This window comes from Aliiroseovarius conchicola, from assembly GCF_041403445.1.
GTDB lineage: Bacteria > Pseudomonadota > Alphaproteobacteria > Rhodobacterales > Rhodobacteraceae > Aliiroseovarius > Aliiroseovarius conchicola.
Genome location: NZ_JBGEHL010000026.1, coordinates 1 through 8,719 on the forward strand (window position 1 = coordinate 1; position 8,719 = coordinate 8,719).

General features: G+C 55.9%; 7 protein-coding genes and 4 pseudogenes. 8 read left to right on the forward strand and 3 right to left on the reverse strand.

Features of this window, described 5'->3' with window-relative positions:
• Window positions 1-130: 130 nt before the first annotated feature.
• The 4 genes and pseudogenes from V6N04_RS18420 to V6N04_RS18435 all read left to right on the forward strand — a co-directional run.
• Window positions 131-397 (forward strand): annotated as a pseudogene (locus tag V6N04_RS18420) (PfkB family carbohydrate kinase); the annotation flags it as partial.
• The gene (locus tag V6N04_RS18425; protein ID WP_371171659.1) at window positions 380-1,015 is read left to right on the forward strand and encodes a DeoR/GlpR family DNA-binding transcription regulator; all 636 of its coding nucleotides are present in this window, start codon (window positions 380-382) and stop codon (window positions 1,013-1,015) included. The pseudogene V6N04_RS18420 and the gene V6N04_RS18425, both read left to right, overlap by 18 nt.
• Window positions 1,008-1,952, forward strand: coding sequence for an N-acetylglucosamine kinase (locus tag V6N04_RS18430; RefSeq protein WP_371171651.1), 945 nt, complete (start codon window positions 1,008-1,010; stop codon window positions 1,950-1,952). The genes V6N04_RS18425 and V6N04_RS18430 overlap by 8 nt, the downstream gene beginning before the upstream one ends.
• Window positions 1,953-2,019: 67 nt before the next feature.
• Window positions 2,020-2,604 (forward strand): annotated as a pseudogene (locus V6N04_RS18435) (IS6 family transposase).
• Window positions 2,605-2,681: 77 nt separating this feature from the next.
• Here V6N04_RS18435 and V6N04_RS18440 read toward each other — a convergent pair.
• The 3 genes and pseudogenes from V6N04_RS18440 to V6N04_RS18450 form a co-directional block, all read right to left on the reverse strand.
• Window positions 2,682-3,524 (reverse strand): phytanoyl-CoA dioxygenase family protein, encoded by an 843-nt coding sequence (locus V6N04_RS18440; RefSeq protein ID WP_371171652.1) that lies wholly within the window; start codon window positions 3,522-3,524, stop codon window positions 2,682-2,684.
• Complete coding sequence (locus tag V6N04_RS18445) at window positions 3,514-4,143, reverse strand: TetR/AcrR family transcriptional regulator (protein WP_371171653.1); 630 nt, start codon at window positions 4,141-4,143, stop codon at window positions 3,514-3,516. The genes V6N04_RS18440 and V6N04_RS18445 overlap by 11 nt, the downstream gene beginning before the upstream one ends.
• A gap of 198 nt (window positions 4,144-4,341) precedes the next feature.
• Window positions 4,342-5,464, reverse strand: a pseudogene (locus V6N04_RS18450) (ISAs1 family transposase).
• A gap of 332 nt (window positions 5,465-5,796) precedes the next feature.
• Between V6N04_RS18450 and V6N04_RS18455 the strand changes: the two are divergent.
• The 4 genes and pseudogenes from V6N04_RS18455 to V6N04_RS18470 all read left to right on the forward strand — a co-directional run.
• Complete coding sequence (locus V6N04_RS18455) at window positions 5,797-6,153, forward strand: recombinase family protein (protein WP_371171654.1); 357 nt, start codon at window positions 5,797-5,799, stop codon at window positions 6,151-6,153.
• Complete coding sequence (locus V6N04_RS18460; RefSeq protein ID WP_476774980.1) at window positions 6,143-6,385, forward strand: helix-turn-helix domain-containing protein; 243 nt, start codon at window positions 6,143-6,145, stop codon at window positions 6,383-6,385. The genes V6N04_RS18455 and V6N04_RS18460 overlap by 11 nt, the downstream gene beginning before the upstream one ends.
• Complete coding sequence (locus V6N04_RS18465) at window positions 6,378-8,051, forward strand: Hint domain-containing protein (protein WP_371171656.1); 1,674 nt, start codon at window positions 6,378-6,380, stop codon at window positions 8,049-8,051. Before V6N04_RS18460 ends, V6N04_RS18465 begins: the two co-directional genes overlap by 8 nt.
• 304 nt (window positions 8,052-8,355) lie before the next feature.
• Window positions 8,356-8,719: pseudogene (locus tag V6N04_RS18470) on the forward strand (transposase); the annotation flags it as partial.

Here is an 8,719-nt window from a genome sequence, read left to right on the forward strand (position 1 = left end):
GCACATTCCCGCGCTGGACTGGCAAGTAGGGCTGGATCAGCGCGTATTGATTTTCTGTTATCTCATTCATAACAGATACCTAGCATCAAATAGCACTAAGTAATAGTGTTAACAGGCCCTAGTCGTCGTAAAAAACGGAGACAAGGAAATCCTTCTCCGCCGCGGTTCTGAATTGTGTCGGTTCAGCCCGCCAAAAGTTTCAGAACCGGTTGACACAACCGCCGCCGGAGATAGCTTTAACGCCGGATTTTTGTCTGCCTATCTATCGGGTTCACGGCTCGATGTTGCTGCGAAAGCCGGATGCGATCTTGCAGCGGCTGTTGATGCATCCGAGCCAACCATCAGGCGTGATCTGACCGTTCTTGAAAAAGATGGCGCGATCGAGCGGACCCATGGCGGGGCGCAAATTTCAGGTGATTCAGATATTGAAGTTGCCTTTGAAAGCCGCGAGCAAATCAATCTGGACGTCAAGCGCGCGATTGGTGAGCGGGCTTACAATATGCTTCATCCCGGTTCGTCGGTGTTTTTGGACGCTGGCACGACGGTTTTGCAGCTGGCGCGGCTGATCCGGCTACGCCCCATAGTACTGCGTATTTTTACCAACTGCTTGCCTGTGGCCCAGCATTTGATGCAGGTGCCCGAGGTGTCTGTCACCTTGCTGGGCGGCGCATTGCGCGTGCAAAACGCCTCGATGGTGGGGCCGCTGGCCGAGCGGGTCCTGCAAAGCCTGTGGTTTGATCAAGTGTTCTTAGGGGTGGGCGCTGTTGGGCCGGACCTTGCGATTTATTCGGCGGACGAACAGGAAGCACGCATCAACAAGCTGATGCTAGAGCGGACGAATGCACCGATTATTCTGGCTGATTCCGATAAGTTTAATACGCGCCTGACCTATCAGGTCGGTCCGCTTGTCGGTCAAATGGCCATCGTGTCGGATACATCGTTGGCGCATGATTTTGCGCGCAAGCTGAACGAAACAGGTACCGCGTTGGTGCAAGTGGACCGCCCCGATGACTGAGATTTTGGGCATCGATGCAGGCGGGACAAAAACCGTCATTGCGGCTATCGCGCCCGATGCCAGTCTGCGCCGGTTTGATTTAGGTCCATCGCTGGATCCAATGGCTGATGCCGGCGGGCCTGATCGCTTGCGGGCATGCCTGGCCGATTGCGGGCAGCCTTTGGCGGCGACGTTGGGCTTGCCCTATCATGGCGAAGTCACGCAAATCACCGCATCACAAACAGATGTGACCCAAGACATTCTAGGCCACGCTGCAAAGGTTGAAAATGATGTCGCATCAGCCCATCGCGGTGCCTTTGCGGGTGGTGGCGGTGTTCTTGTGCTGGCCGGTACAGGGGCGATGGCCTGGGCAACTGGGCCCAAAGGAACCACCCGCAGCAGCGGCTATGGTGACATTTTCGGTGACGAAGGATCGGCCTTCTGGATTGGGCGCAGGGCGCTCGCCCATGCGGCCAGCCAGATCGATGGCCGTTTGCCCGATGATGGCTTTGCGCAGGCGTTTTGCGCCCAAACGGGGATAGGCGCAGACAAGCTGATTGATTGGGCCTATAGCCAGTCCCAGCCGCGGGCAGCGATCGGGCAATTGGCGCGGGCTGTTTCTGCATTGGCGGATGCGGGCGACACATCTGCCCACGCCATATTGATGGATGCGGCCGAAGAATTGGCGCGCGCGGCCAAGGCCGCGCAACATCGATCAGGGCTGCCCTCTGGCGGCATCTGGTCCTACGCGGGCGGCGTGTTCAATGCGGGGCCTGTGTTGGATCAGTTAACTGTCCTTATGGGGACACCGCCCGCCCCACCGGTGCTGCCGCCAATTGGCGGTGCCTTGCTGGATGCGGCGCAACGGGCTGGTTGGACAATCACACATGACTGGGTCGCGGCACTTGCCGCAAACCTCTTGGCGCAGGCCAATCGGCATGCCCTCAAGGCAATTTGAAAGGCTCTGTTTCAAATAATCGGTGTAGCGGTCAGGTTTGGCTGGTGTGTTGACTTGAGGTTTGGATATGAATGCTTTCAAAGGCCGCCATTTCAGGGGCGAAATCGTCTTGTGGGCTGTGCAATGGTATTGCCGCTATGGGATTAGCTATCGCGACCTTGAGACCATGATGGCCGAACACGGTGTTCAGGTTGATCACTCCACGATCTACCGATAGGTTCAGAGGTCCGCACCAGAAATCGAGAAGCGGATGCGCTGGCAGTGGCGCCGCCCCATGTCCGATAGCTGGCGCGTGGATGAGACATACATCAAAGTCCGTGGGAAATGGACCTACCTGTATCGGGCAGTTGATAAATTTGGGAATATGATCGACTTCTACCTTTCGCCGACGCGGAGAACGAAAGCTGCCAAGCGGTTTCTTGGCAAAGCCTTGAAGGGGTTGAAAAGCTGGGAACAGCCCCGTATGATCAACACGGGTAAGGCCCCGACCTACGCCGCTGCGTTGGCTGAGCTCAAAACCGAAGGCAGGCGCCCCAGAGATGTCGAGCATCGTCAGGTGAAATACCTCAATAACATCGTCGAGGCTGATCGCGGTAAGCTGAAGCAGTTGATTAAGCCGGTGCGCGGTTTCAAGACAATGAAAACGGCCTAAGAGCAGTTGAAGCACGCGCTACGGCAGGGAGGTCGCGGCGTATAGGGGGTGTCATCGAAGGCGGCGCGGCCCATCTCTCACGCGGTCTCGAGCAAGCGCAGCGGATGCTTGCCGTCGACCATGCCCATGAAGGGCCCGTAGATGGAGTAGCCGACGAGGCCGCGCAGCTCGGGCGACATCTCCCGAACGGTGTCGCGGTTGAGCTCCAGAAGGAAATTCTCCTGCTGGCGCATGTAGGCCTCGCAATACTGACAGGTGACGGCGAAGCGCGCCGCGCCCGAGCGGTTGGCCCCACCCCCGTGCCAAGTCGTGCCTAGGAAGAAGATCACCGAACCGGCCTTCATCACGGCGGGGATCGTCTCCTCCGGCTTGGGCGCGCGGTCGGCACCCCATTCATGGCTGCCGGGTATGATGACGGTCGCACCGTTCTCCTCGGTGAAGTCGTCGATGGCCCAGACCGTCGCTGCGCCAAGCGGCGGACGCGGGCGGGGGATTTGGTAGAACCCGTCGTCGGCATGTAGCATTTGCGGCTTCTCGCCGGGCAGAATGTTGATGACCTGCACCTGGCTTAAGAGGAAGCTTGGCTGGAAGAACTTGTCCATCAATCCCAGGATACGGGGGTGCGTGGCCAGCTTATCTATGGCGCGGGTTTTCGCGAGCACGTTGTAGACGCGCTGCGTGTCGGCCCCCTCGAAGCTGTTGCGCCCCTTCTTGTCGAGGAGCGGCGTGCATTCGGAACGGATGCGCGCGATCTCATCCGCGTCGAGCAGGTCATTGATGATGACGTAGCCGTCTCGTTGGACCTTCTCCCAGTCGGCGTCGATCTCGGACGACTTGCGCTCGGGGCCGGGGACGTGGGCCTTGTATTTCTTTGCGAGGTCTCGGCCGAGATCCTCCTGCTGCTTTAGGTTATCCGACATGGGACGTTCCTCCTTTGGTGACGTGATTGTGGGCGGCGGGGCCGAGATCGAGAGCGGCCGCCACGAAGGACCAGATGTCCCGGACAGCGGCATTGGCGTCGATCTCGCCCTCTCCCGCGATGAGTGTGTTGATCGCTTGACGTTGAGCCCCCATTAGAAGGGCGGAGAGCATCCGGGGTGGGACGGTGCTGCGCACGACGCCCGCGCGGCGCCCCTGCTCGAGGTTGCGCGCGCCGGCTTCCACGACCGCGGCCATGTGCTCCCGCTCCAGGTCTAGGACCTCCGGGGCATTCGACAGCCCCCCGTAGATTAGGACCGCCAACGCCTGGCGTTCCAGATGGTAGGCCACGAAGGCGGCGAGGCGGCGATGCTCGCGCGCAGCCCAGGGCAGGTCGCGCGGGATCGCGTCGCCCAGCGTCACCTCTTGCAGCGGTCCGTAGAACCGAGCCGCAACGGCCGCCAGCAGCCCGGCCTTGGAGCCGAAGTGGTGATAGCCGCTGCCAACCGAGACACCAGCCCGCTTGGCGACAGGCAGCATTTCCAGATGGCCGCCATTCGCCACGAGCTCTTCCTCCGCCGCGCACAGCAGGCGCTCAGCCATCCCGATCTTCGTCGTCATATCAAACTCCGAATTGAATTCGATTCAAAATTGGCATAAAGGTAGGTCCATCGTCAACTGGGAGGATTGACATGACGACGAACGCTACGAGGTTCTTGATGTCGGCACCGGCGTCCTTGGCGCGAACGGTGATCTGGTCAGCTCAGGTGCCGGTATCCCGTCGTTCATCGGGGTCTTGGCAGTGCAAACACATGAAGCTCATCCTGTCATGAGTTTCAGCATATAGTCGTTGTCCCACCCGGCGGCTTTTGGAGATTTTTCAGCCTTTACGGGGTTCACTGCGATCTGTCGGATGACGGCAAGGTTTGCCGCTGCGTGACGATCCCGCAGGCAACTTTCATCTTCGCGAAACCCGATATCCAAGACCCAATGCAAGCTATTCTCGATGGCCCAGTGGTTGCGGACCGCCGCTGCGAGGACTGGGCCATCGGCGGGACTGGACGTCAAGAAGTAACTGATGTCTGATCTGACGTCTCCGCGACCCCCGCCGTGGGCGTTGGTGGTGTTTGTAATCGTTTCAACCGCGATGACCTGACGGACGCCGCGTCGGGCGGCCATGCGTTTCGTCGAAAGCATCAAAGACTGCGGGCGTGTGCGGAACCTTGCCAAATGTTGTTTCCGCAAAATATGCGCACACGCGGGCATAATCACCCTTGTTCTTCTTCAGTGCCATCAGATAGTCAGCGCCTTGCTCTACAATGCCGCCCGCAAGGGATTTTCGCGCATAAAGCGCATCCAGCGAGATCAGCGCTCCCGCCAAGTCCAGCCGCTCGAGCATCGGCAGCAGCACTTCGGCCTCTCCGCCTTTATCGGCAACCACGCGTTGGGCAAGCGTCAATCCCGACTGTGTCGCAAACGCGCTGACCACATGCAAAGCAGATGTTCATTTTCGGCGATCAAACGAGCGCCGCATGGTCTTGCCATGGACCGCGATCTGACGGGGCGCTAAAAACACTGCGCGGGTCCAGGCAAGAAAACAGGCTTCAAACTGCTGAGCATCTATCAGCATGAACACACGGCGGAATGTATCGTGTGAGGGAATGCCATTGGGCAGGGCCAGAAACCCGAGCAGCCATTTCTCTTTATGTTTGCCGTAAAGCTCAATGTCTTCAAATGACTCAGCGTGTGCAGGCACCACGCAAACCGTGATAGCCAAGATATCAATCAAACGATGTTCAACCTTGCCAGCCAGGCGCGGTTCTTCAATTGCATCAAAGCACGTCAATAAATCCTGGAACATCTGCTCACCCTCCCTTTGGAAGGCGAGCCTGAAACAAATCTCCCCGTGGTTACCCATGACATAGTGACTCATCGCGTTCATGCGTTTGCCCTGATTTCTAGGGCGAAACGGGGACCAAGCTGAAGGCGGCGGATGATACGCATGTTCAGCTTGTACCCTCCCGTTGTAGATTGTGACTGTTTAGATTGAGATTAGAAAACAAAGCCAGTCTCAGCAACGGCCGCGATAAAGGTCCGCTCTACTTTAGCAGTGTCAAACTGCATAGTACTTGCGCCACATAGCGATGAAGAAACCCAGCCGGATTGAGGTGAAAGTCACAAACCACAAAGGTCACAAAAAACGTAACAAATAGGTAGTCAAACAATTAATGGCATAGTATCAGAATGCAAGTTACCCTAATATGACAGGTTGCCATGCCACATATCGGATATGCCCGCGTCAGTTCCTCAAGCCAGGACCTTGATATCCAGAAAGCCAAGCTGAAGGCGGCAGGTTGTGAGGTCATCCGCTCAGAAACCGTTTCTGGTGCGTCCCGAGATGATCGTTCTGAACTGGCGACGGTAAAGGAGTTCCTGCGTGCCGGTGATGAGTTGGTCGTGCATCGACTGGATCGTCTCGGTCATTCTACCCGAGATGTCATCAATCTGGTGCACGAGTTGGATGCCAAGGGTGCATCGCTTCGCGTTTTGGAACCAGAAGTCACCACAGCCGGAGATTATGGGCCGTATGGTCATTACTGTCCTCGGCATGGTAGCCGACATGGAACTTAAGTTCATCCGGGACCGCCAGCGCGCTGGTATCGAAGCGGCCAAGAGTAAGGGGGTTTATAAAGGACGGCAGAAAACGGTCAACGATGCGGAAGTCCTTAGACTTCTCCAACTTGGCGCCCCAAAAGCTCTAGTTGCGCGTGACCTCGGCGTGTCAAGGATGACCGTATATCGGGCGCTCAATACACCTGATGGCGGGCAGATATCAGACAAAGCAGGATGCCAAAATGGCTGAGATAACAGGTACCTCAGGGCCTAATGCCCTTAACGGAACACCAAACGATGATACAATCAAAGGCTCAGGCGGCGCAGATACCATTACTGGTGGCGACGGTGATGATATCATTTATGGAGGCTACGGCGGTACTCTGAACCTCAACAGTATCAGTTACACTCTGGGCGGAGCTTGGATTCCGGCTGATCCAAGCAATTCGCTTTCGTTGCCAGATACCATATCAAGTGGGGAGCAGTTTTGGGTTATTGTTCAGGATGATGTTTACACCAAAGCCGTTCAATTAGAGGTCCAGGATCTCGGCGGAGGGGATTTTTCTCTTCGGATTGTCGGTGCTAAATATGATTCCGCTTCCCTTTTTCCATCGTTGGATGGCGATTTTCAGGCCGTTCAGGACCACTTTAACGCGACCGGCAATATAGCCCCGATAGCGGAAGCCGGTACTCAGGCAGGTTATGGCATCTTCGATATTGAAATTGACGGGGCTTCTGGTGGTCCGACCTATCTCCAGAACGGTTCGACGACGACCTTTTCGCGCCCTGATGACGCAGGTGACAGTATCGCAGGCGGTGCCGGAAACGATACGATATTCGGCGAACTTGGTGATGACACCTTAGATGGTGGAGCTAATGATGACCTGCTGAACGGCGGCGCTGGTGATGACCAGATGACCGGGGGGAGCGGGAATGATCGCTTTGAACTTGCCGACGGCAGTTCAGGGTCTGCAACTGGTCATGACTCGATTACCGATTTCAATGCCGGAAACACTGGCGCACTGGACGACGGCAACCAAAGCAACAATGATTTTGTTGATCTGTCATCTTACTACAATGCCACAAACCTTGCTGCCTGGAATGCAGCCAACCCCGGACAACAATACTCAAATCCACTGGCCTGGATGCGCGCGGATCAGGCTGATGATGGAATACTAAACGCCACAGAAGCCGGCTGGGATGCGTCTACATCTCTGACGATCCAAAACGGCGGCACCGCTGTTGCAGGGACCGATCTGACATTCGATAATACCAATGTGGTTTGCTTTAATCGCGGAACGATCATCGCCACAAAAAACGGGCCTGCTCTGATCGAAAACTTACAGCCAGGTGACATGGTAAGAACTATGGACCATGGTTATCAGCCTCTGCGCCTGGCTCTGAAAAGAAAACTTCGGCAGCGTGCCCTGATCGAAAACGAAAAGCTGCGCCCCGTAAATATCAGTGCCGGTGCACTCGGCAACAACTTGCCCGAAACAGATTTGCTCATTTCCCGTCAGCACCGGATGTTGGTGTCTTCACCCATATGTAAGCGTATGTTTGGTGACGAGAATGCCCTCGTGGCAGGTCTTCGATTAACTGAGCTTCCTGGCATCTATATTGATCACCATGTTAGCGAGGTCGAGTATTATCATCTGGTATTTGACCAACATGAAATCATAATCGCAAACGGGGCGTTTTCGGAAAGTTTTTTCCCTGGGCCTGAGGCTCTCAAGGCCCTCACGGAAAAAGCACTTGAAGAAATTACGACACTTTTTCCGATGCTCATAAACGGGATCCTTCCCTTTGTTCTGGCGGCGAACAGCCCTAACGGCAAAAAACAGAAGCGTCTCATAAAGCGCCATTTAGAAAACAGCAAACCATTGCAGGTTTCAGCAATGCGACGCGTTCTCTAAATGTTCTGAGCTTTGGCCAGTTTTGTAGCTTTGAGCCAGTTGGGGTCGAGTGCGGCTCAGTGCTAAATAGCACGCTAAGAAAATAAGCTACTGAAAAGTATAGATAATTTCCACTGGGCATTCCGAGAGATTCATAAAATATGAGCTGGTTAAATAGTTGATGTTAAAAGACAAAAATCCTGACCCAGCCCCCTGAAATCAGGCCACTGAGGTGTTAGTAATCCGTCCAAATAAAGGATGGACCATGAAACGCAGATTTTCAGACGAACAGATCATCGGTATGATCAAGGAATAGGAGGCGGGCGTGAAAGCTCAGGAGCTTTGTCGCCGCTACGGCATCAGCGACGCGACGTTCTACAAATACAAAGCCAAGTTTGGCGGTATGAACGTGTCTGATGCCAAGAAGTTGCGGGCTTTGGAAGACGAGAACAACAAGCTGAAGCGCATGTTGGCGGATGCGATGCTCGACAACGCAGCCCTGAAGGATCTCGCAACAAAAAACTACTGACGCCCGATGTTAAGCGGCGAGCCGTGCACGATGTGATGGATCGGCACGGCTTGTCCGAGCGTCGGCACATGAGCCACCCGCGCGTGACCTCGAGTGAGACACAGAAACAACAGCGCCCCGTCTGGCGGGCCGCGCTGCCAATCACGGTTGGGTTCCTCGC